At 57.2% G+C, this 22,875-nt stretch carries 18 protein-coding genes; 6 read left to right on the top strand and 12 right to left on the bottom strand.

Going from position 1 to position 22,875, the window contains the following annotated elements; translation table 11 throughout:
- Window positions 1–299: hypothetical protein (locus FHS78_RS19230; RefSeq protein ID WP_205305252.1), on the top strand; the 299-nt coding region annotated here is incomplete at its 5' end.
- Here the strand turns inward: FHS78_RS19230 and FHS78_RS08655 are convergent.
- The 11 genes from FHS78_RS08655 to rfbC (FHS78_RS08605) all read right to left on the bottom strand — a co-directional run bounded on the left by FHS78_RS08655 (window position 265) and on the right by rfbC (FHS78_RS08605) (window position 13,399).
- Window positions 265–1,254, bottom strand: a complete 990-nt coding sequence (locus FHS78_RS08655) for a rhamnan synthesis F family protein (RefSeq protein WP_167093213.1) — start codon at window positions 1,252–1,254, stop codon at window positions 265–267. The genes FHS78_RS19230 and FHS78_RS08655 overlap by 35 nt on opposite strands.
- Before the next feature lie 391 nt (window positions 1,255–1,645).
- Window positions 1,646–2,575, bottom strand: a complete 930-nt coding sequence (locus FHS78_RS08650; protein WP_167093211.1) for an NAD-dependent epimerase/dehydratase family protein — start codon at window positions 2,573–2,575, stop codon at window positions 1,646–1,648.
- 5 nt (window positions 2,576–2,580) lie between these two features.
- The gene (gene rfbC / locus FHS78_RS08645) at window positions 2,581–3,132 is read right to left on the bottom strand and encodes a dTDP-4-dehydrorhamnose 3,5-epimerase (RefSeq protein ID WP_167093209.1); all 552 of its coding nucleotides are present in this window, start codon (window positions 3,130–3,132) and stop codon (window positions 2,581–2,583) included.
- A 112-nt stretch (window positions 3,133–3,244) separates the two neighbouring features.
- Window positions 3,245–4,591 (bottom strand): nucleotide sugar dehydrogenase, encoded by a 1,347-nt coding sequence (locus tag FHS78_RS08640; RefSeq protein WP_167093207.1) that lies wholly within the window; start codon window positions 4,589–4,591, stop codon window positions 3,245–3,247.
- A complete protein-coding gene (locus FHS78_RS08635; RefSeq protein WP_167092702.1) occupies window positions 4,588–5,676 on the bottom strand; it encodes an NAD-dependent epimerase/dehydratase family protein in 1,089 nt (362 codons plus the stop codon). Before FHS78_RS08635 ends, FHS78_RS08640 begins: the two co-directional genes overlap by 4 nt.
- Window positions 5,669–6,499 carry a glucose-1-phosphate cytidylyltransferase gene (gene rfbF, locus FHS78_RS08630; protein WP_167093205.1) on the bottom strand — a complete coding sequence of 277 codons (831 nt, stop codon included), beginning with the start codon at window positions 6,497–6,499 and terminating at the stop codon, window positions 5,669–5,671. The genes FHS78_RS08635 and rfbF overlap by 8 nt, the downstream gene beginning before the upstream one ends.
- 33 nt (window positions 6,500–6,532) lie before the next feature.
- A complete protein-coding gene (locus FHS78_RS08625) occupies window positions 6,533–9,271 on the bottom strand; it encodes a rhamnan synthesis F family protein (protein WP_167093203.1) in 2,739 nt (912 codons plus the stop codon).
- Window positions 9,264–10,559: a class I SAM-dependent methyltransferase gene (locus FHS78_RS08620; RefSeq protein WP_167093201.1), complete on the bottom strand. Its 1,296-nt coding sequence runs from the start codon at window positions 10,557–10,559 to the stop codon at window positions 9,264–9,266. Before FHS78_RS08620 ends, FHS78_RS08625 begins: the two co-directional genes overlap by 8 nt.
- Window positions 10,560–10,630: 71 nt before the next feature.
- The gene (gene rfbA, locus FHS78_RS08615) at window positions 10,631–11,518 is read right to left on the bottom strand and encodes a glucose-1-phosphate thymidylyltransferase RfbA (RefSeq protein WP_167093199.1); all 888 of its coding nucleotides are present in this window, start codon (window positions 11,516–11,518) and stop codon (window positions 10,631–10,633) included.
- Between the two features lie 151 nt (window positions 11,519–11,669).
- Window positions 11,670–12,755, bottom strand: coding sequence for a dTDP-glucose 4,6-dehydratase (gene rfbB / locus FHS78_RS08610; RefSeq protein WP_167093197.1), 1,086 nt, complete (start codon window positions 12,753–12,755; stop codon window positions 11,670–11,672).
- 65 nt (window positions 12,756–12,820) lie between these two features.
- Entirely contained in the window at window positions 12,821–13,399 is a 579-nt protein-coding gene (rfbC, locus tag FHS78_RS08605; protein WP_167093195.1) for a dTDP-4-dehydrorhamnose 3,5-epimerase, read from the bottom strand.
- Between the two features lie 355 nt (window positions 13,400–13,754).
- Here rfbC (FHS78_RS08605) and FHS78_RS08600 point away from each other — a divergent pair, with 355 nt between their 5' ends.
- Entirely contained in the window at window positions 13,755–16,457 is a 2,703-nt protein-coding gene (locus tag FHS78_RS08600) for an ABC transporter transmembrane domain-containing protein (protein ID WP_246220395.1), read from the top strand.
- 19 nt (window positions 16,458–16,476) lie between these two features.
- Here the strand turns inward: FHS78_RS08600 and FHS78_RS08595 are convergent, their stop codons facing one another.
- Window positions 16,477–17,118, bottom strand: a complete 642-nt coding sequence (locus FHS78_RS08595; RefSeq protein WP_167093191.1) for a TlpA family protein disulfide reductase — start codon at window positions 17,116–17,118, stop codon at window positions 16,477–16,479.
- A 96-nt stretch (window positions 17,119–17,214) separates the two neighbouring features.
- On the opposite strand from FHS78_RS08595, the gene argH reads away from it, so the two are divergent.
- Genes argH through FHS78_RS08575 form a run of 4 tightly spaced genes read left to right on the top strand, consistent with a single transcriptional unit; the run spans window position 17,215 to window position 22,834 of the window.
- A complete protein-coding gene (argH, locus tag FHS78_RS08590) occupies window positions 17,215–18,600 on the top strand; it encodes an argininosuccinate lyase (protein ID WP_167093189.1) in 1,386 nt (461 codons plus the stop codon).
- Between the two features lie 40 nt (window positions 18,601–18,640).
- A complete protein-coding gene (lptM, locus tag FHS78_RS08585) occupies window positions 18,641–18,883 on the top strand; it encodes an LPS translocon maturation chaperone LptM (RefSeq protein ID WP_167092700.1) in 243 nt (80 codons plus the stop codon).
- Between the two features lie 22 nt (window positions 18,884–18,905).
- On the top strand, window positions 18,906–20,177 hold the full coding sequence (gene lysA / locus FHS78_RS08580) for a diaminopimelate decarboxylase (RefSeq protein WP_167093187.1): 1,272 nt from the start codon (window positions 18,906–18,908) through the stop codon (window positions 20,175–20,177).
- Between the two features lie 53 nt (window positions 20,178–20,230).
- Window positions 20,231–22,834, top strand: coding sequence for a TIGR02302 family protein (locus tag FHS78_RS08575; RefSeq protein ID WP_167093185.1), 2,604 nt, complete (start codon window positions 20,231–20,233; stop codon window positions 22,832–22,834).
- The last annotated feature ends 41 nt before the right edge of the window (window positions 22,835–22,875 follow it).

The following is a 22,875-nucleotide window of genomic DNA, read 5'->3' as shown; positions in this document are numbered from 1 at the left end:
GCCTCCATGGAGAAACTCCTTCCCGCCAATCAACGGGAAGCAAAATCAATCATCACCTCAAAATGCGAAAGGTGGGGCTACAACACCGCTTACGAGCCATCCGCACCATCATGTCGGTGGCTCAGCCGCGCCTACGACAACGTCTCACTCGTCTATGCCCAAATGTCGATGCTAACGAGCAAAACACCGATCGCGATGCCCATGCGGTAGCCTTGCCGCTGACAATTGATGGGTTAGAAAGTGCAGAATATCCCGCGCGGCACTTCACCGCACTGTGGAAGGAGAACCCGCAGGATTAGGCGGGAACAGATCCGGCGGATCGTAGATGACAGGCGCATCTTCCAGCTTCTGCCCCAGCATGGCCGGCAGCATGCCGAAGAGGCGCTCCATGGCATGGCCAAGCGTGCCGTCGATCGCACCGTTTTCCGGCTCGAAATCGGCGATGGAGAGATCGAGCTTGCGAAGCGCCTCAAGCGGTTTTCGCGCGGCCCAGAACATCGTCCCCGCATAATATTCCGGACGCTGCCCGGACGGCTCGCCCCCCAGACTACGGATCAGCTCGAAAACAGCATCGCGGTTCTCGCCCCATACGCCGTCTTCGCGGAAATGAGCGTTGGGAAAATGAAAGCGGGGAGAGCCGATCATGCCGATGCCGGGATCATATGCAAAGCGGCGCAGGATATGCGCCACCTGTTCTTCCGATCCGACAAGATCGATCAGATTGGCCCGGCGCCAGATATGACCCAGCAGCGCGCGCGGGCCGCTCACCGCTGAGCGTTTGCCGTGAAGTTTGCAGACCGCATCGAAACGATCGAGACGCCCCTGCCGCAACAACTCCATGAAGGGGCCGACATCCCGCCCCCTGTTCTCCATGACATGGATTTCCGCCGCCGGAAATACTTGCCGCACATCGCGCTCGAAAGCCGGATCCTCTTCATTCGTGGTGACGATGAGCTGGAACGGAAACGGCAAACGTCCGAGGCACCAGGCAAATTCCGGCCAGAGATCACGATAATGGAGATGCAGCACGACAGCGAAGGACGGCAGTCCCTCCACTCGCCCTGACACGGGGCCGTGAACGGGAAGCGCCGCGCCCGCGGGCGGCCAGGCCTCGAAGAGCCCCGGCGTGCACTGAAAATTCTCCGACGAGACGGCAAATCCGAATTTCCTCAGAATACTGAGGCTCTTCTTCAGTTCCCGTCCCTGCCTGCCACCGGCCGCCAACAGCGGTGTGATGGAGAACAGCCCCGGCACCTCCAGCCGAGCCTTGTAATCGCTCTTCCGCCGCCAGATGAGATGGCGGAGATCGGCAAGGCGGAGGGGATGATTTTCTAGTGATTTACTGTCATCAATTAAAATCCTGACTTCCGTTCCAGAGTAAAGATGTAGGAGGTAAGGAACATTGTGACATTTGGGAATGTAAAAATGGCGTACTCCGCCTCGAGCGAAACTACAACGCAATTGAGTTAGAGGAAGTAGGCCAGTGCCGTTCTCCCCCACGGCCTCTGAGATTTCAAAAGGCAGAAGCAAATATGCCATCTTCAGAACCACGCTCAGACGTTCGATGGATCAAGCTGCCGGCCTTCTGCTTGAAAGTCTCCGTTCGACGATAGAGGATATCTAGAATAGGGCCTTTTTAGAGGGATCAAGAAAATTTACACCAGTATTCAAAGGTAGAATTCCAGAAATTCTCCTCGTCCCATTCGGGAAATTCTTCTAATGCCGATCGGCTATTGATCCGAATAAGGGGCTCTGAGAAGTCTTCCTGATCAGCCAGTGATACCTCAACAGTCCGCCCCGCCCGATTGCCATATTCACGCGCCACGCGCAGGGAAAAATCACCCTGGCTTTCCACATATCCTGACGGCGTCGCGCGAGAGTTGCCACAGAAAGCCAGAGGTTTTTCGCAGAAAGCGCGATAAGCATGCGCTAATAGATCCACAGGAATGTTGTCACGGACATAGGCAGGAGTCCTGCAACCCGGTGTACGCCCAGCCTGCCATTCTTTAGCAAGATATGAAGTGAACCTGGGTTCTTCGAACGGACCAAACGGATTTGGTATTACAAACTTATCAATCTTCATGCCGATCCGTTCGGCTTCCATTCGGAAAATTTCATAGGAAATGTGTTTCGACAGACCATAAGGATTGAACGAGCGCTGGTCAGCATCTCCTACACCTTCAAATGGCTCGAAAACACTACCCGTCATGACGATGCGTTGGCACCCTCGCTCATGCAGCGCTTGTAGTATCGCTCGTTTTGAGCGCGTATTCTTGGCGGTTGCATCAAGAATGTCGAAATCCCAGCTTCTGTAGTCGGTCATCTCCGCGGCGTGGTGGCAAAAGAGATCAAATTGCTCTGACTGGACTATTGATAGAAAGGCAGAATCTCCCACCTCCACTTCCCACACTGGTCTAACTACACCGTGCAGTTCCTCGACACGAAGTCGGCGGCCCCCTTCATAGGAATCTTGAGATCCACGAAAACACGCGACGACTTCATGACCAGAGGCCACCAATTGGCGTGCAAACCAGAATCCCGTAAACGAACTCGCTCCAGTCAACAAAACCTTCATAATTTTCAGTACCCGGAAAGATGGAGTGAAGGTTCAAAGGTGGGAGCGGCTCTATCCTTGTCGGAGAGAACAGTTGGCTTGCGCGGCCACTCTATTCCTATTGTTGGATCATCCCAACGCAGCACCCGCTCATGATCTCCGGCATAGGGGGCTGAGACAGGGTACATCACCTCCGTATGGTCCTCCAAAGTCATAAAACCATGCGCGCATCCTTTCGGCACGTACAGCATGGAGCGATTTTCTGACGACAGCTCAAGGCCAAACCATTTCTGAAAAGTAGGAGAGGTCTCTCGCATGTCGACGACAACATCAAAGATCGCTCCGCTTAAACACTTTACGAGCTTGGCTTCACCCTTTGGGGCCACCTGATAGTGCAACCCTCGCAACGTTCCCGCATGGACACTCATAGAGGTATTGATTTGAGGATAGACCCGGTCCATGCCGTGATCAGCGAACTCATCTGCGTCAAATAACCGGGCGAAGAATCCACGATCATCTCCCCGGGGTTCCAGGTCCACTACGAAAGCGCCCTGAATCGAGGTTGGAGTATATTTCATGCCCTCATCGCCCTTTTTTCTTCAGAGAAAATGTCGGTTTCTTTAGCGAAATCGCTCCGCCAAAACAGGCGTTGGCTAAGAACCTTTATCGTCGGGATTATTGATATCGTATCTACGTTACCCTTCTGCCAATAGACAGATATCGGCTATCTTTGACAGCCGAAGGTGGCAACATACGTCGCGCATCAAAGATTGTCTTTCCTGCGAGATTGCAAGAGCGCAACTCGTCATAGGCGGACCATCGAGTAGCCAAAACGATAACCTCAGCTTCCTTCAATTTATCCTGCCAGCTATCGATAAAGGAAATGCGGCCCGCATCCGCGCCAAAGGCTTTCTTGAAGTTTTCAGTAGCAATTGGATCGTGCGCGAACACCTTTGCGCCCTTCTCCAAAAGGCTTGCCGCTATCTTCAGGGAAGCTGATTCTCGGACGTCATCCGTTTCCGGCTTGAACGCTAGACCAAGGAGCAGAACCGTGCGCCCGGTCAAGGGCCCGGTATCTCGCTCTATAATCTCCGTGACCTGGACGGGCTGCGCCTCATTAACATCCAGGACAGCATTCAGCATACGCATGGGCAGGTTGTGGGCTTCCCCCTGAGAGCGCAACGCCTGGACGTCTTTCGGAAAGCATGAGCCGCCGAAACCACACCCCGGAATAAGATAAGACAGTATCTGAGGATTAGCGCGTTCACCCGTCTGGAGGATCGGGTTCCACCGCTTGTCTAAATGAACCCCCTCCATCACATCCATCACATCAATCCCGCCAAGAGCAGCTGAAAGATTGGCGATTTCGTTCACAGCAGATATCTGCGTTGCCAGCAAACAATTGTTTGCATATTTAATCATTTCCGCTGTTCGCGTGTTGACCCTGACTTTGTCTACCTCCCAAGGAGCATAAAGAGCTTCCAGGCGTTCCAGAGTCGCAGGATCTTCGCATCCTAGAACGATGCGATCGGGATACATGAAATCCTCGATTGCCTCGCCTTCGCGCAGAAATTCTGGATTCATGCCGAGTCCAAAATCGCCCAGCTTCTTGCCTGACGACGTTTCCAGTTCATGACGCACGACCGTGTCTGTTGTCCCGGGAACAACGGTGCTTTTCACAATCACAGAAACATGGCGATCACACCCTCGCAGGTATTCTCCAATTTCCCGTGCGACGGCGCGCACATATTTGAGGTCGATTACGCCATTTTCGGAGGGTGTACCAACCGCAATGACGACGACTTCCGCGTCATTCAATGCATCGGCGAGATCAGTTGTTGCGCGAAAATTCTTGGCAGAACGAACTTGTGCGAGCAGCTCCGGCAGCCCACGCTCATGAATTGTAGGTTCGCCTTGATTCAGCTTTTCGACAATTTCCGGATTGATGTCGACGCAGACAACGTCATGTTTCTTTGCGGCGAGACAAACCCCAGACACAAGACCGACATACCCGGTCCCGACAACAGCTACTTTCACGACTTCATCTCTTCTTTCAAAAATTGAAGGTACCGGCGTACGCCTTCTTCAACGAGAACAGAAGGCGCATAGCCCAACTCCTGGCGCGCCTTGGCAATGACAGGACAGCGCCTGTTGGGATTATCGGCAAGATAAGCCGGGTCCTCGCTTTGCTCATAATGGACTTGGCCCGAGTAGCCGAAAGTTTCAGCGCCGGCAGCCCGATAGATTTCGGCCAGCTCCCGCACCATGATTTCGGGCTTTTCTATGCCGATATTAAAGTAGTCATATCGACCGTGAAGAAGACATAAAAGGTATCCAGTAACCGCGTCGGAAACATAACAGAATGTACGAGTGGGCGTTCCGTCGGACAGGATAATAAGATCGCGATCATCAATGACGGCTTTGGCAAAATCAGCCGGCAGCCTCTTGTCACCAAGTCGCATACCCGGACCGTAATTGTTGAATGGCCGGGCAATCGTTACCGGCATCTCGTACTGCTGGGCGTAGACCCAGCACATGGTCTCGCCAAACCGCTTCGATTCGTCGTAGCACGCACGCGGCCCGTGGCAGGACACATTGCCGCGATATTCTTCACCTGTCGGAATACTGTCCTTGTCCGGGTCCCCATAGATCTCGGATGACGAGAAGAACAACAGCCCTTTCAGGCTCTGCCGCCCTCGATAGAGGTCAAGGATGTGCCGCAATCCCCAGATATTCGCATCTATGGTTTCAACTGGATACTTGCGATAGAAAGTCGGGGAAGCGATGGAAGCTCCGTGCACAACATAGCCAGCATCGGCGACACCCGGAATTTCCGTCAAATCGTCCTTTGCAATATCGAATGTTCTGATTTCCAGAATATCGGGAAACTCCTCTCCTAGCCGGCTCAACCATTCAGGTTTCTCCAGAAGGAAGGTATCGAGGGCGACAACTTTCGGAATTCCAAGCTCGGAGGCGTAGCGGGTAAAATATTGGGTTATATAAAACCCGAGAAATCCAGCACACCCCGTAATCACAACGCTGTTGCCAGCGAGGGCGGCCCGTTTTTCTCCCAACCCCTCATGAATACGAGCCAAGTCTTCCTTTACTATCGAATTACGCACGCGTCGCGCTCCTTGCCTTTGAGATGGAAGCTTTCGCAGCCCAGGGCGCGTTGCCCTGTTTCCACAACGCTTCAAGCTGTTCCTTGTCACGCTGTGTGTCCATGCACGCCCAATAGCCGTCATGACGATAAATATTGAGCTCTCCATCCGAGGCCAGACGGTTCAACGGGTCCTGTTCGAGCACAAGCCCTGCGTCTGTTGTCAAATACTGCATAAACTCACGGCGAAAAAAGAAATAGCCGCCATTGATCCATGAATGAACCAGCTCAGGCTTTTCGCTGAAGCTTTTTATGTTGTCGCCTTCGGTTAGCAACTCACCAAAACGCGAGGGTGGATTGATCCCGAGCAATGTTCCGATTTTGCCGTGCTGCCGGTGAAAATCGAACTCGGCCGCCAAGTCGGCATCGGTGACACCGTCACCATATGTTACGGCGAAATGCTCCGCATCGCCCAGGTAACGACCCGCCGCACGGCCAATGCGACCGCCGGTCATCGTTTCGACACCGGTGTCCGCAACCGTGACTTCCCAGTCATCATCATGATTAAGCCCGTGATACGTCACGGACTCGCTCATCAGCGACACGGTGAAGTCGGAACTGCGAGCATGAAAGTTGAGGAAGTAATCCTTGATCACTTCTGCCTTGAACCCCGCGCAGACGACAAAGCGACGAAAACCGTACTGCGCATAGCTTCTCATGATGTGCCATAGTATCGGCTTATCACCAACCTCCACCATCGGCTTCGGACGAAACTCCGTGTGCTCCTTGAGGCGCGTTCCTAACCCGCCAGCCAGGATGAACACCGGTACATCGGATAATGGCATTTGCCCAATCCCCCCTGTCTAAGAAAATGAAATCTAGTCGGCAGCGCTAGCGTTTCCGCTCCGCGAGCCCCGCTCAGTGTCGAATATATGCCCACATTTTATCCGTCGCAGATGTCTTTCAATCAGCGCCGGATCGTAGATCGTATGATCGCGGACAACATCAAGCATGCTTGAGATATCTACCCCTAGGGGGTTATCTCGAAGCACCTCCACCTTGATTGCAGGAAACCCAAGCGTACTGAGCCCGAGCTTCGCATATTCGTGCATGATGTTCGCATCTTCGCGCAATTCGAATCCCAACTGACGGGCCCGGGCGATTACTTCCTGCGCAGAGAGGTAACTTCCGACCGAAAAACCCTGCTCCGCAAGCAATTTAGGATAGCGCATTTCGTAGTTTCTGATTTGCTGCCACTTTCCGTAATAAGGTGAGAAGTCGCGCTCGAAACGAGCAAACCAATCGGCCTCAATAAGCTTGCGGCCGAACACCCAAAACCAGCTCATAACGTGATGCCGTTCTAGGTAGCTGTCAGCGATTCCCCAGAAATCAGTTCCCTCCATCTTCGCGAAAACCTCGCTTAGCTCGACCATAGGGAAGTAAACAGAGTCATTAATCCAAATAACATTCTGATAACGAGGAAAATCCTTTTTACATACTTGAGTAGCCAAGAACCAGGAACCAAAATCTCGGGCCACATCGGTCTTTACCAATACACGAGTAGCGTGGCGCCTCGCCTCCTCCCAACAAGCCTCCGCAGAGGATCCTGTAATAAACACGACGTCACAATCGGCGCGACGCAACGCATCCATGGTGTAAATGACATGCGGGTCAAGCAAGCCGTCTCTGTCATAATGCGCCAGCAGCGCCAAGCGCTTTCCAGAGGCGGGAATACCGTCAATGTCGTGGATTAGCTCTAAATCTGCACTCTCACGGGTAGCACCTTTAGATATGACCGTAGCACTCAATACGGCAGGCGCTTCGCGCAGTCCTTTTTGGCGGGCTGCGTGCTCTTGGACTACTGAAAAAAGGTCTGCTGGCAATAGATCTGCAAACCGGTCCACATTCGTAAGCTTCTTTGGATTATCGCGGATTAGTTCAAGCTTTAATGCCGGGCAACGATAGTGACGTATCAAAAGATCCCAAAAATCATGTGTCGGATTCACTAATCCAATATTGTTCGCCGCCCGCCTCCACGACCTTAGCGAACTGTCACTCAGGATATCATCGCGGATTTCGCCAATTGAACACCAGGCACCGACTGATAATCCAAATTCCCGCGCCTTCGCAGTGAGGCCAAGTTCATATTCGGTTATCTGTCCCCATTTCGAGAGATAAATATTCCGTTCGTACCGCTCAATAAACCATTCTATTACAGTCGACCAAGCATCAGCAGCAAAGGCGAGAAACCAACTTTGGATGTGATACTGATTGAGGTCATAAGTATCAACGCATCCCCAAACGTCAAATCGACCAGTCATCGCCTCGACCATCGGCCTGGGATCGTTCACAGGAAAGTAAACACTGTCATTTACAAAAAAAACGTAGTCGTAGCCATCGAGACCCTCTTTATCAAAGTACCTCGCCGCCAAGTACCATGACCCAAAATCTCTCCCAGCCTCATTCTTGAAAAGAATGTGCGTACATATATCCCGCAAACGGGCCAAGTCGTCTTGAGAGCATGATGCAGTTATGAATACGACGTCGATGTCACAAGAAATAAGCGCTTCAATATATCGAAAAACATATTCATCTACTATACCATCTTTATCATAGTGCGCGAAAAAAGCAACATGCTTACCATTTTTATTTACATTACCAGTAAAAACAGATTTTAACCTCACAATCAAATTGGCAGGAAACGGCGAGCGCAACCCCTGTAGACATTCCTTGAAACCATGCCTGAAAAAGTGGGTCAAACCGTTTAAGTACTTCCCCCTATCTATAAGTCGAACAACGTCTCTGTTCTCCTCCAGATACACATCTTCTTCATAATCTATAAGCTTATCTGAAATAATTATGGGCACTCGACGATGAGAAGCTGAAATAGCCTCAATATATCCCGTTGAACAAAAATGCTCGTACCCTGTCCCGAAGAAGCCATCCAAAACCTGCCGCTTCACGTCTGCGTTGCCATTCACATATTCATTTTCAAACCACATCGGATGTGGCTTGAGCCCCAGGAATCGTCCCGTTGTCAGATAATGCTCCAGCGAGGTAAGCCACTCGGGACAGTCGCCCATATAGGCGTTCCGATACCATTCATCGGAGAAAAACGGATTTGGATCGATGCCTTCCGCGGCACCGTAGCGCAAATAATGTTCGGCTATATCAACGTTACGCGGAACACTGTAGGTGTTCCGATACCATTCAGCATGAAAATAGGGGTTTGGATTCCGCCCCTCCCGAAGGCCAACTCGCAGAAAGTGTGACTTGGCATCCGACGGGTCCGGGCAATGCTTTTTGTTAAGTTTTGAATACCAATCGGCATCCACCAGGATCGAGATCCGCTCCTCCAGGCTTGGGGCACCTTCAGGCCAAGCAGGATGAAGCTCAGAGAGGGGCGTATTCTCTCCGTCAAATGACGCCATAGGCTTCCGCCCAAGCCGCCTGCCGATCCACAAATAATGTTCCGCGGCGTCCAAACCGAGTATGCGAACATCGGGATATTGCTCAAGATACCATTTCTCATCGAACAGACCGGATCTCTTCAGCGCTTTGATATCCGCTTCCGACACTCTTTCAGATTTGACCTCCGGATCAAGACGTTCAGTCATCGAGCCCCACCTTTCGCCCTTCCTCAAAACCCGATTGCAGATAGTGTTGGAGCGGATCGACGCCAGCGTTGGTCAAATCAGGGTTAGCAACGAAATAGGCTCGACTATCGAATAATTTCTTGCGTCTTAGCTTTCTCATCCTGCGAGTACTGTAAATGCCAACAGGCAGGAGCGCTCTCAGCCGCCCCCGCGCCGAAAGCGGGCCCAGCAAAACAAGAGCGATTTTCAGGAGGCGAGCGTTCTTGCGCACCATTTTTGTAATGGAAAGCTCTTTCTCCCATAGCATCTTCGTCAAAGCGGCCAGTTCCGAGGAACGCTCTTCCAATCGCTCGGCCTGTAGCTGTTTTTCGGCAAGCAAGGCATCCCGCTCATTTGCAAGCTCGGCCAGAAGAGCCTCTTTTTCCTCAAGTATCTGCGCCAAACGCTCGGCATTTTCCTCAGGCAAGCAAACTTTTGATTCTACCCCACTAGCCCCCTCGCGAACCGTTCCATCCAGAGCTAGAGGATCCCTGTCAACGTCCGCTATACGCCCCGCGACACGGCGCACACCAAGAACATTGTTCTCTTGAGCTTTCTTTTCGATAAGACAAATGGAGTTCAGGAACTTTATTGAGTGGATATACGAGAGCGCGTCTTCATCAAAAGATATGGCATATCTGTCGGCGATCCCCCGCAGGATGTCCGAGCGCTTATCCCCAATCTCCCAGTGTTCATGATTCACAACATCACAAAGACGCTTGAAAAACGCCATTGACGTATAAGGGCCAGCGAGCTCGCCTTCATAGCCCCGCCAATAGCTGCAATGAAGGTCCTCTGCGATATAGATCCCCCCTTCGGAGAGATGCGGGAAATATCTCGCAAAAGCGCGTATTACATCGGACGACTTGTGCGACCCATCATCAATGATGATATCGAATTCTCCGTAACCGGATAGAATTTTCGTCTCCGTATCCGATGTCGCGGCATCTCCGACCACGACTGAAATCCTGTCATCGGCGAACGTCAGCTGACCGCACTTGGGATCGACATCACAACCAACGATGCACTTCGCATTCGGGAAATATTGCGCCCACAGCTCGAGAGAACCGCCATTCTGCACTCCGATTTCAAGAATGCGAACGTGCCTGTTGCGGAATCTCGCGAGAGACTCCTCATAAAACTCAAAATAGCTAGCCCATTTGTCGGAGACTCGTCCTTTATGTTCGCTGAAAAGTTGCTCTAAACTTTTCTGCTCATCGAAAGTCTCTGTCGCACCGGGATGGGACGCAGGTATTTCAGTCGTTTTCATTTCGAGCCCCCTTTCGTGGCTCAACAACATGACAACCAACAAAGACCATGAAGAGAGAGCCTATCTTGCATTTACGAAACGGATTCTTCATTGAACAGATTTCTCAAGTATTGACCGTATGAGCCTCTGTCGAGCCCAATACCACGTCGAAGAATTTCCTTGCCCTCGAGAAATTTCATTCTCCAAGCCACTTCTTCAGGAGACCCATGTCTCAAACCTTGACGGTGTTGCATGACGCGAACGATTTCCCCAGCTTCTGCCAAGCTATCGAACGTACCGGTATCGAGCCAAGCGAAGCCGCGGCTGAGCCGTTCAACTACTAACGCCCCCTCTTCCAAGTACGCGCTATTGACAGAAGTAATTTCGAGTTCCCCCCGAGCGGAAGGCTGAATGCTTCGGGCTATGCTGAGCGCGCGATTGTCATAGAAATAAAGCCCCGTAACCGCCCAGTTTGTTTTCGGGCATTCCGGCTTCTCCTTAATCGAGATGGGTCGCTCCATGCTATCAAATTCAACGACGCCATAACGTTCCGGGTCGGGAACATGATACGCGAAGATAAGTCCGCCCCCCTTTTCCTCCACCCACTGGCGTGCAGAGGTAAGCCGGTTCCTAAGCGCCTCTCCAATAAAAAGATTATCGCCAAGAATAAGTACAACGGGATCGTCGCCCACAAAATCGGCACCGATGATGAGTGCCTGCGCCAGTCCGCCTGGGCTCGGCTGCTCAGCATAGCAAAGGGAAATCCCCCACTGGCTGCCATCTCCCAATAGGCGACGATAAAGGGGCAAATCGTGAGGCGTCGATATAACCAGTATTTCCTGGATACCCGCCAGCATCAGTGTAGTCAGCGGATAGTAAATCATGGGTTTGTCGTACACAGGCAACAATTGCTTGCTGACGGCCAGTGTCAGTGGATAAAGGCGCGTTCCCGCGCCACCAGCGAGCACGATCCCCTTCATGCCACACCCCATTCTGGCTGCCTGGTCACGAAGACATCTCTACAAAAGAAAATGGGGTTGCGTCCAGACAGCGCGAGGTCTGCCGTGACGCACGCAAACCGGCCAGACATCCTCTGCGCGCCGAGCTTGCCCACAATCTCCACCATAAACCTCATCGCACCGCTGCTTTTTGGCTTTCTTCAACTGACGGTAGCCCAATCCGTTCTCCGCCATAGACCGTCTCCCGCAGAGGCCGCCACCAATCGGCATTGGCGAGATACCATTCGACGGTTTTCTTCAGGCCGGTCTCGAAGCATTCGCGAGGTTGCCAGCCCAGCTCTTTCTCGATCTTGGACGCGTCGATCGCATAGCGCCGATCATGCCCGCGCCGGTCGGTAACGTAACGGATCAACTCGCGGCGAGAGCCGATTGCCGGGTCGGGACGCAACTCGTCCAGAAGATCGCAAATCACCTCGACCACATCGATATTCCGGCGCTCGTTGAGCCCGCCAATATTGTATTTCTCGCCAGGCTTGCCGTTTTCGAGCACCAGGCCGAGCGCCCTCGCATGGTCGTCCACATAGAGCCAGTCCCGGATATTTTCTCCGGATCCGTAGACAGGCAGCTCCCGCCCCTCCAGCGCGTTGAGAACCATCAGAGGAACGAGCTTTTCAGGGAACTGGCGGGGGCCGTAATTGTTCGAGCAATTGGTGATGATCACCGGCAAGTCGTAAGTATGAAACCAGGCATTGACCAGATGATCGGACGCCGCCTTGCTTGCCGAATAGGGGGAATTGGGGCTGTAGGCCGTGGTCTCCGAAAAGAGCCCATCCGCCCCGAGGCTGCCATAGACTTCGTCGGTCGAGACATGAACGAAGCGGAAAGCATCCCGCCGGTCCGCCGGCAGTTGCTCCCAATAAAGCCGCACCGCCTCAAGCAGGCAATGCGTCCCGACGATATTGGTCTGGATGAAGGCATGCGAACCATCGATCGACCGGTCGACATGGGATTCCGCAGCAAGATGCAGCACGGCATCGGGCTGTTCGCGATCGAACGTTTTCCTCAGCAAAACCTCATCGCCGATATCGCCATGCACAAAGCTGTAACGCTCGTCCCCCGCCAACGAAACCAGCGACGCCGGGTTGGCCGCATAAGTCAGACTGTCCAGGTTGACGACGCGATGACCAGCCGACCCGACCAACTCAAGGCACACCGAAGACCCGATAAAACCCGAGCCTCCCGTTATCAACACCTTCATAATGCCTCCCCCGGCTCTTTTATCCGTCCTTGCACAATGGACAAAGGCCATCCCGACATTCTAGCTCAATCGGATTGCGTATACTCAAAATAGGGCGGCAATTCGGCCAGCAAGGGATGTTGGGTGTCCTTCCCGGACAGCACGACATCGCCTGCATCCACCCTCCAGTCAATTCCCAAAGCCGGATCATCCCACCTCAGGCCGGCGTCATGCTCCGCGGAATAGAAATCCGTCACCTTGTATTGCACTTCCGTGTCATCCGTCAGGGTGACGAAACCGTGGGCATAGCCGGCCGGAACATAGAGCTGACGCCAGTTCTCAGCACTGATTTCAAACGCCACATGCCGCCCGAATGTCGGCGAGCCGTGCCGGATATCGACGGCGACGTCGAGAATCGCACCGCAAGTGACGCGAACGAGTTTGCCCTGCGCATGCGGCGGCGTTTGGAAATGCAACCCACGCAAGGTGCCGCGCTGTCGGGACAACGAATGATTGTCCTGAACGAAACGAACATCGAGACCTTCGCGACGAAAATCGCGTTCGTTATAGGTCTCGGAAAAGAACCCTCTCTCGTCCCCAATACGACCGATTTCAAAAAGTTTGACTTCCGGGTGATCCTCAACCGGAATAATCCCCAACTTCATTCATACTCCCCCAAGCACTCAAAACCGGCTCTACCGAACCGAGTACAAAGCTATTCCAGTTTGCCCTCACCCGAAACATCTATGAACACGGAACCGTGTCGCGCAGAAAATCTTCTCACAGTATTTGAGACAAAATCGCAACAAATACGCGTAAAACTAATGCAGGCGCTCTCCCCTGCTCTCGACGAACGCTATTTATCCAAATACTCAGGTGCTTACCAGCCACAATCCATTTTTCCAGAATAATATTGATGATTAGGCCGTGGCAAAATGAGGGCATTGTAGATCATGCCGGCAGACGGCATGATTGCGATAAACCGAGCCATGCTCCCGGAAAGCAGAGTACCCTGACGAAATGACCGCTCCCTTGGCGACTGCCATAATTGTAACCCATAACAGCGCCGCAGTTCTGGGCGCAGCCTTGGCGTCACTCCCCGAAAGCATGGAAGTAATTGTCGTTGACAATGCCAGCTCGGACGATTCGCTCGAAATTGCCCGCGCCTCAGGTGCCCGATGCGTGGCCAACGCCAATAATCTCGGCTTCTGCAAGGCAAACAATATCGGTGCGAAGATTGCGCACGGCGAGTTTCTGCTTCTCCTCAATCCCGATGCAAGGCTGGCGCCCGGCGCGCTCGACACGCTCATGGAGACGGCCCGACGCTTTCCGGACGCGGCAATCGTGGGACCGAAACTCGTCGACGAAACCGGCAGCAGCGTCTGGCGGCACAAATCCGTGATTCACCCTTTCGACGGCAACGCGCACTGGCCGGCAGAACCCGAATATGCCAGTTGCGTGCCGCTCCTTACCGGTGCGGCCCTGCTCTGCCGCCGCGAGGCGTTCGAACAAGTCAACGGGCTCGATGAAAACATCTTTCTCTATCATGAGGACGATGATCTTTGCCTGCGCCTGACACAGGCGGGCTGGTCTCTCGTCTACGAGCCTGCTGCCATTGTCCATCACGCCTTCGGGAAATCCAGCGGGTCATCCAAAGAGCTGACCCGCTTCAAGGAACGCGAACGCCTACGCTCCTCCGTCTATGTGCGTGAGAAATACGGTCACCCCTATAACCTGCAACAAGAGCGCCGGAAGGCCATCAAGCGCCTTGCGCTGGCTTCTCTCAAGTTCGACAGGGACCGGCAGGCCGCCGCCTTCGGACGGCTCGATGCCCTTTCACTCCTGAAAAAATCCGACAACTCGAATACCCACGCGCCTGCAAGCGCAGAAGACGAAATGGCGCGCGACCCCAAAACGTTCAAAGCCTGGATTGCACACAAACTCTTCGGGCGTCCGGAAAGTTCTCTCTCCCTTATAAAGCGCTTGTTCGCCGAGAATGTGCGCAATCACATCCCCGCCTACGCGGTGGCCTTCATCCTCATGGGGCTGGTGGCCGCGACCACCGGCGCCAGCGCCTGGATCATGAAGGACGTGATCAACCGCATATTCGTGCACAAGGAAGAGGCGATGGTCTGGATCATCGCAGGGGCGGTGATCGCCATCTACACGATCAAGGGCGTCTCCACCTATGGGCAGCAGCTTCTCTTGCAACGTATCGGCAATAACATTGTTGCGACGCTGCAAAAACGCGTGTTCGCCCACTTGCTGAGGCAACCTTTAAGTTTTTACGACACCCAGGCCATCGGCGATCTGACTACGGTTTTGTCGTACCACGCTCAGGGGGCGAGGACTGTAATCGACCTTGTCGTCCAAAGCCTCGGACGAGACGTACTGTCTGTGATCGCCCTCACGACAGTCATGGTTCTCCAGGATCCCCTCATGTCGGTCGTGATGCTCATCATCATGCCGCTCGCCGTCATGGGGGTCGCCCGGCTCGTCAAGCGCGTGAAGAAGATCATGCGCCTCGAAATGCAGTCCATTGCGGAAATCGTCAATGCGGTGCAGGAAACCGCGGTCGGCATCCGGATTGTGAAATCGTTCACTCTTGAAGAGCGAATGAAAAGCCGTATGGGCAAGGCCGTGGAGCAGGTCGAAGACCGAGCCAACAAGATCACCCGGATGAACGCGATGACAAGTCCGTTGATGGAGACGCTCGGCGGTTTCGCCGTTGCGATCATCATCATGTATGGCGGCTGGAGCGTGATTGCTCAGGGAACAGATCCCGGCAGTTTCTTTGCCTTCATCACCGCTCTTCTGATGGCCTACGAACCGGCCAAAAGACTGGCGAGGCTGAACGTCCAATTGTCGTCAAACATGGTCTTGGTGGAAGGGCTCTATGATCTGCTCGACACCAAGCCTGCCATCACAGAAGCGCCCGACGCTCACTCGCTCGATGTCAGCGCGGGCGGCCATATCGATTTTGACAATGTCTGTTTTGCATATGGCGAGCAGCCCGCATTGCGCGGTATCTCCCTCGAAATGCGCGCGGGCACGGTGACCGCGCTGGTCGGCCCGTCCGGCGCGGGCAAGACCACGATCTTCGGCCTGATCGAGCGCTTTTTCGATCCGCAGGAAGGCCGCATTTCCATCGACGGGCAGGATCTGCGCGAGGTGACCTTCAATTCGCTTCGCTCCAACCTCTCACTCGTCACGCAGGAGACCTTCCTCTTTGCCGGCACGGTCCGCGAAAACATCGCCTATGGCCGGCCGGGCGCAAGCGACGACGAGATCGAGGAAGCCGCCCGCATGGCGAATGCCGACGAATTCATCCACGAGCTGCCGGGGGGATATGGAGCCCAGGTCGGCGAAGCCGGCGGGCGCCTGTCCGGCGGCCAACGCCAGCGCATTGCCATTGCCCGCGCCATGCTGCGCGACGCCCCCATCCTGCTGATGGACGAGCCCACCTCGGCACTCGACGCCCAGGCCGAAGCCAAGGTGCAGGAAGCGCTCGACCGGCTGATGGAAGGCCGCACCACCGTCGTCATCGCCCATCGCCTCTCCACCGTGCGCAATGCGGACCGGATCTATGTGCTGGACAGGGGCGAGGTGATGCAGTCCGGCACGCATGACGAGCTGCTGGCCGAAGGCGGGCTCTACGCCCACCTCTACTCGCTACAATTCCGTGATTCCGGCCCGAAACTGGCTGCCGTCGGGGCCGAGTAAGATCCGTCTGATTTCCCGATCATTGACCGAGCGCGGCGCGGATCAGCGCCAGCGCCTGCCGGCCGTCCCAGGGCGCGGGGCCGGAAATCCGGCCCATCTCCCGGCCCTGCGGGTCGACCAGCAGCGTGGTCGGCAGGCCAACGGCCCGAAGCTGGAAATTGGCGCTCGACTTGGGGTCGTTATAGAGCGCGAGATGCTGCGCCTTTACCGTATTGTCCAGAAAATCGCGGGCCCGCTCGAGCCCCTGACGGTCCACGCTGAGCGCCAGCACCTGGAAGCTGTCGCCGCCCATTTCACCCTGCAGCTTGTCGAGCTCGGGCATCTCCTCCCGGCAGGGCGCGCACCAGGTCGCCCAGACATTGAGAAGAAGCGTCTTGCCGCGGAAATCGGAGAGTTTGACCGGCTTGCCCTTACCGTCCTGAAAGACCACATCCGGCACCGGCTTCAGCGTCTTCGAGGGCACGAAGGCCGCGACCTCGCCGGTGGCGGCAGCCTCGAGCGCCGCATAATGCGGGTTCGGCACGCCCGCAGGCCCGGCCTCGCCCTCCGCGCCGGATTTGCCTAAGGGACCGACGATCAAGTATATCCCGGCAACGACAAGTACCGCGGCGGCGACGAAGGCGGCGGCGAGTTTCGGCAGGTTGCGGGATTTCTGGGACATATGTCTTCCTCGACTTCCTTGGCGGCCTTGCCGGGCCTTATACGCCTCTTCTCGAAGAACCTGACCGTCTGACGGAGAGCTCCCGGAGAAGCGAGCATGAGCAACAAGATGTGGGGCGGCCGGTTTGGCGAAGGCCCCGACCGGATCATGGAGGAAATTAACGCCTCCATCGGTTTCGACCAGCGCCTTTTCGCCCAGGATATAAGGGGCTCGAAAGCGCATTGCACGATGCTGGCCGAGAAGGGAATTATCTCAAAGGCCGATGCCGATCAAATTATCGAAGGGTTGGACAAGGTTCTGGCCGAGATCGAGGCGGGCGAATTCGCCTTCAGCCGCGAGCTCGAGGACATCCACATGAATGTGGAATCGCGCCTGACCGAGCTTGTCGGCGCGGCGGCGGGCCGGCTCCATACGGCGCGCTCACGCAACGACCAGGTTGCGACCGACTTCAAGCTCTATGTCCGCGACACGCTCGACCATCTGGACGGGCAGCTGAAGGATTTCCAGCTCGCCCTGCTGGAAAAGGCCGAAGCCCATGCCGACGCCATCATGCCGGGCTTCACCCATCTCCAGACGGCCCAGCCCGTGACCTTCGGCCATCATTGCCTCGCCTATGTGGAAATGGCCGCGCGCGACCGGGGCCGGATGCAAGATGCGCGAAAGCGCCTTAACCTGAACCCGCTGGGCTCGGCGGCGCTCGCCGGCACCTCCTTCACGATCGACCGGGAGATGACCGCAAAGGCGCTCGGCTTCGACGGCCCCACGCGCAATTCGCTCGACGCGGTATCCGACCGCGATTTCGTGCTGGAAGCGCTGTCGGCAGCCTCCATCGCGGCCATGCATCTCTCAAGGCTGGCTGAGGAAATCGTGATCTGGTCGACGCCGGGCTTCGACTTCATCCGGCTGCCGGACAGCTTCACCACCGGCTCGTCCATCATGCCGCAAAAGCGCAATCCGGACGCCGCCGAACTCATCCGCGCGAAATCCGGCCGCGTCATCGGCGCGCTGACCTCGCTCCTCGTGGTGATGAAGGGCCTGCCGCTCGCCTATTCGAAGGACATGCAGGAAGACAAGGAAGCCGCTTTCGACGCACTCGACGCGCTGTCGCTGTCGCTGGCGGCCATGACCGGCATGGTCCGCACGCTGACCATCAACGCGCCCGCGATGAAGGCGGCAGCGTCGCGGGGCTTTTCCACCGCGACGGATCTCGCCGACTGGCTGGTGCGCGAGCTGAACCTGCCCTTCCGCCAGGCCCATCATGTGACGGGCAGCCTCGTCGCCAAGGCCGAAGCCAAGGGATGCGATCTCGACGGGCTGACGCTGGAAGAGATGCAGGCGGTGGAACAGGGCATCACGAAAGATGTATATTCGGTGCTTGGCGTCGAGAATTCGGTTGCCAGCCGAACGAGTTTCGGCGGCACGGCGCCGGACAATGTGCGGCAGATGGCGGCTTTCTGGCGCAAGGAACTGGGACAGTCCTGAGCGGCTGATCCGCATGAATGCGGGGCAAGGGGAGAGCGCAATGAAAAACCGCGGCACATTGGTGACGGCAGGCCTTATTCTGGGCCTCGGCCTTGCGCTCGCCGGATGCGGCAAGAAAGGCCCGCTCCAACTGCCCGAGGGCCAGGAATCCCATATGCCGGCGGATGAGAGCGCGCAGACGGTGGATGCGCCGGAAAGCGACGATCCGATCGATATGCGCTCCATTTCGCACGATCCGAGCATGAAGGCCAATCCCTACGATCCGGCAGCGCAGAGCAACTGACGCGCCCCAACCGGCAAGACACATGAACCATTTCGAGTATCGCGACGGCGTCCTTCACGCGGAAGGCGTCTCCGTCCCCGACATAGCGGCCGCGACCGGCACGCCCTTCTATTGCTATTCGAGCGCCACGCTGGAACGCCATTACGAGGTGTTCTCGCAGGCGTTCAAGGGCCAGAAGGCGCGCATCTGCTATGCGATCAAGGCCAATTCCAACCTCGCCGTCATCCGCACGCTGGCCCGCCTCGGCGCGGGCGCGGATGTGGTGTCGGAAGGCGAGCTGCGCCGTGCGCTGGCCGCCGGCGTGCCTGCCTCGAAGATCGTTTTTTCCGGCGTCGCCAAGACGGACGCCGAAATCGCCTTCGCGCTGGACGTGGGCATCGACCAGTTCAATGTGGAATCGGAACCCGAACTCGATGCGATTTCGCGCGTCGCGGCAGGCATGGGCAAGACCGCCCGCGTCGCCCTGCGCGTGAACCCCGATGTCGATGCGAAGACGCATGAGAAGATCGCGACCGGCAAGGCGGAAAACAAGTTCGGCATCTCCTGGCGCCGCGCGCCCGCCGTCTATGCCCATGCGCGCACCCTGCCCGGTATCGAGATTTCCGGCATCGACGTCCATATCGGCAGCCAGTTGACCGATCTCGAACCCTTCTCCACCGCCTTCACCCGCGTCGGCGAAATGGTGGAAGCGCTGAGGGCGGACGGCCACAACATCACCCGCATCGACCTGGGCGGCGGGCTCGGCATCCCCTATCGCGGTGACAACGACCTGCCGCCGCATCCGGACGAATATGCCGCCATGGTGAAGCGCACGCTCGGCCATCTCGATTGCGAGCTGACCTTCGAGCCGGGCCGCCTCATCGCAGGCAATGCGGGCATTCTCGTCACCCGCGTCATCTATGAGAAGGTGGGCGACGACCGCACCTTCCTGATTGTCGATGCGGGCATGAACGATCTCATCCGCCCGACGCTTTATGACGCCTTCCACGAAATCCGCCCCGTGGCCGAGCCTGCGCCCGGCGCGGAAGAGGTCGAATATGACGTGGTCGGTCCCGTCTGCGAGACGGGCGACACCTTCGCCCGCAAGCGGCGGCTGCCGCGTCTGAAGGCGGGCGACCTGGTGGCGGTGATGTCGGCAGGCGCCTACGGCGCGGTGCAGGCCAGCGAATACAATACGCGGCCCCTCGTGCCCGAAATCCTGGTGCGCGGCGAGCATTTCGCCGAGGTCCGGGCACGCCCCAGTTATGACGCAATGCTGAGACAGGATATAATGCCGGACTGGCTCTCCGACTGAGGCGCGAGGGAGGGCCCGACGGCCTCATCCATCGACGCGCGAAAGGCGAAAGCTTGGCACGCCCCGACGGCAATCCCGATAACGACAGGCCCGAAAGCGAGAAGCCCGAAAAACTGCCGCGCCGCGTGGAGCGGCGTATCGCGCTCGCCCGGGCGACGCTGCTTTGGGAAGCGCTCTGGCCCGCGCTCTGGCGGGCGGCGGCGCTGACCGGATTTTTCGTCTCGCTGGCGCTGTTCGGCCTCTTCGAGGAAGCGCCGCTCTGGCTGCACTGGCTGGCACTCTCCATCTTCGGCGTCCTTCTCGCGCTGACGCTGTGGCGCGGCTTCCGCGACTTCCGCTGGCCGAACCGGCACGATGCGCTGCGCCAGATCGAAACCGCCTCCGGCCTTTCCCATCGGCCTCTCTCCACCTTCGAAGACATGCAGGCGGGCGGTACGGGCGATGAAACCCTGTGGCGCGCCCATCGCAACTGGCTGGCGAAGCGATTGAGCCATCTGCGCGTCGGCCTGCCCGCGCCGCGCATCGCAGGCCAGGACCCGTTCGGCCTGCGCGCGGCGGTGGTCCTGCTGCTGCTCGTCGCCGTCTGGACGGGCGGGCGGGATGCGGGGCCGCGCCTCATCTCCGCCTTCCTGCCCGGTGCCTCGCTTGCCCGCAACATCGTCATCGAAGCCTGGATTTCGCCACCGGCCTATACCGGCACCCCGCCCATCTATCTCACCGGCGGCACGGGCCCCGACAAGACCGGCAAGACGGATATCACCGTGCCGCAGGGCAGCATCCTCTCGCTTCGCGTGAACGGCATGCGGGCCTATCCCGCCCTCACCGTGGAAAACGGCGAGCGCGCGGAACCCGAACCGCTTTCCGAAGTCTCGCCCGGCAGCCACGCCATCGACCGCAAGCTGATGACGAGCGCGGAGATCACGCTGACGGGCGCGGGCCGCATCATGGATAGCTGGAAGGTGAATGTGACGCCGGACGAAGCGCCCTATATCGCCTTCAAGACCGACCCGAAAAAGGCCGCCTCCGGCGCGATCAACATCGCCTATATCGCCAAGGACGATTACGGCATCGCCTCCGCCAAGGCCGAAATCCGCCTCGAAGACGCCAGGGACAAGAAAAAGGCCGACACGGCGGACAGCGCGGATCTCAGCGACATGGTGGACTCCCTCATCCCCGCCGCGCCCGCCGTGGCGCCGCCCGATATCCGCCTGCCGCTCCCCGGCGCGCGGCCGAAAGACGCCGACGGCCAGACCTGGGCGGATTTGCGCAGCCACCCCTGGGCGGGCCTCAAGGCGACCATGACGCTGGTGGCGACCGACGATGCCGGCCAGCAGGGCCATTCCCGCAGCATCGAATTCACCATTCCCGAGCGCCGGTTCACCAAACCGTTGGCCCGCGCCATCGTCGAGCAACGCCGCCTTCTCGCCGAGAATCCGCGCAGCACGGCCCGCGTCGCCCGTTTCCTCAACGCCTTTGCGCATGACCCGGAAAAAACCATTTCCGATCCGGGCGTTTATATGGGCCTCAGGACCGCCTATTGGCGGCTGACGACCGCCCAGCGCAGCGAGGACATGAAAGGTATTTACGACCTGCTCTGGTCGATCGCGCTCCGGATCGAGGATGGCGACCTGTCGCTGGCCGAACGTGATCTGCGCGATGCGCAAAAGGCCCTCTCCGACGCATTGCAAAACGGTGCGGGCGACGACGAGCTTCAGCACCTCATGTCCAAGCTGAAGGAAGCCTTCAACCGCTATATGGACGCGCTGACTGCGCAGCAGAACCAGACCGCCGACCGGCAGACGGAATTCCCCTCCGACGGCCGCAGCATCAGCCGCGAGGAGCTGGAAAAGATGCTGGGCGATATCGGCGACCTCGCCCGCTCCGGTTCGCGCCAACAGGCGCAGGCCATGCTGCAACAAATGCAGTCCGTGCTTGAAAACCTGCAAATGCCCCAACAGGCAGGCCCCATGTCGCCCGGCGACAAGGCCATGTCGGAAGCGGTGGACAAGATGGGCGGCCTCATCCGCCGTCAGCAGGAGCTGATGGACAAGACCTTCCGCCAACAGCCGCCGCAAAAGGGCCTCGATTCCATGGGGATGCCGCAGCAGGGCGACCAGAGCCAGGACGGTATGGGCCAAAACGGTATGGGCCAGGGCGGCATGAACGAGCACGGCAAGGGAGGCGGCAAGGCGCCCGACCTCGAGGGGCTTGCAGGCGAACAGAAGGCGCTGCGCGACCAGCTTGCCAAGGTGCTGAAGCAGCTGAACGAAAACGGCGTGAAGACGCCGGACGCGCTCGGCAAGGCCGACAATTCCATGGAAGACGCCGAAGGCCGGCTGAAAGCGGGCCGCGCCGACCGGGCGACCTCATCGCAGGGGCAGGCCATCGAGCAGATGCGCGCCGGCGCGCAAGGGCTTGCCGACAAGCTGATGCAGGGCCGGGGCGGCAAAGGCCGCGGCAAGGGCACCGCCCGGACCGACCCCTTCGGCCGCCCCTCACCCGGCGCGATGGATCTCGGCGACGGCGTCAGCGTGCCCGACAAGCTCGGCGTGCAGCAGGCGCGCGAAATTCTGCAGGAACTGCGCCGCCGCGCGGGCGAACTCAACCGCCCGCAGGAAGAACTCGATTATCTGGACAGGCTCCTGAAGCGGTTTTGAATTTTCAGCGTCATCCCGGCGAAAGCCGGGACCCACTCTCG

Source organism: Parvibaculum indicum, from assembly GCF_011762095.1.
Lineage (GTDB): Bacteria > Pseudomonadota > Alphaproteobacteria > Parvibaculales > Parvibaculaceae > Parvibaculum > Parvibaculum indicum.
Note: the sequence above shows the minus strand (reverse complement) of the source record. Positions and strands in the feature narration are given on the sequence as shown.

What these genes read in the sequence shown, in the direction of transcription:
- FHS78_RS08650 (WP_167093211.1), bottom strand. Translation starts at nt 2,575, where the DNA reads ATGAAGGTTTTGTTGACTGGAGCGAGTTCGTTTACGGGATTCTGGTTT.
- rfbC (WP_167093209.1), bottom strand. Translation starts at nt 3,132, where the DNA reads ATGAAATATACTCCAACCTCGATTCAGGGCGCTTTCGTAGTGGACCTG.
- rfbF (WP_167093205.1), bottom strand. Translation starts at nt 6,499, where the DNA reads ATGCCATTATCCGATGTACCGGTGTTCATCCTGGCTGGCGGGTTAGGA.
- FHS78_RS08625 (WP_167093203.1), bottom strand. Translation starts at nt 9,271, where the DNA reads ATGACTGAACGTCTTGATCCGGAGGTCAAATCTGAAAGAGTGTCGGAA.
- FHS78_RS08620 (WP_167093201.1), bottom strand. Translation starts at nt 10,559, where the DNA reads ATGAAAACGACTGAAATACCTGCGTCCCATCCCGGTGCGACAGAGACT.
- rfbA (WP_167093199.1), bottom strand. Translation starts at nt 11,518, where the DNA reads ATGAAGGGGATCGTGCTCGCTGGTGGCGCGGGAACGCGCCTTTATCCA.
- rfbB (WP_167093197.1), bottom strand. Translation starts at nt 12,755, where the DNA reads ATGAAGGTGTTGATAACGGGAGGCTCGGGTTTTATCGGGTCTTCGGTG.
- rfbC (WP_167093195.1), bottom strand. Translation starts at nt 13,399, where the DNA reads ATGAAGTTGGGGATTATTCCGGTTGAGGATCACCCGGAAGTCAAACTT.
- FHS78_RS08600 (WP_246220395.1), top strand. Translation starts at nt 13,755, where the DNA reads ATGACCGCTCCCTTGGCGACTGCCATAATTGTAACCCATAACAGCGCC.
- FHS78_RS08595 (WP_167093191.1), bottom strand. Translation starts at nt 17,118, where the DNA reads ATGTCCCAGAAATCCCGCAACCTGCCGAAACTCGCCGCCGCCTTCGTC.
- argH (WP_167093189.1), top strand. Translation starts at nt 17,215, where the DNA reads ATGAGCAACAAGATGTGGGGCGGCCGGTTTGGCGAAGGCCCCGACCGG.
- lptM (WP_167092700.1), top strand. Translation starts at nt 18,641, where the DNA reads ATGAAAAACCGCGGCACATTGGTGACGGCAGGCCTTATTCTGGGCCTC.
- lysA (WP_167093187.1), top strand. Translation starts at nt 18,906, where the DNA reads ATGAACCATTTCGAGTATCGCGACGGCGTCCTTCACGCGGAAGGCGTC.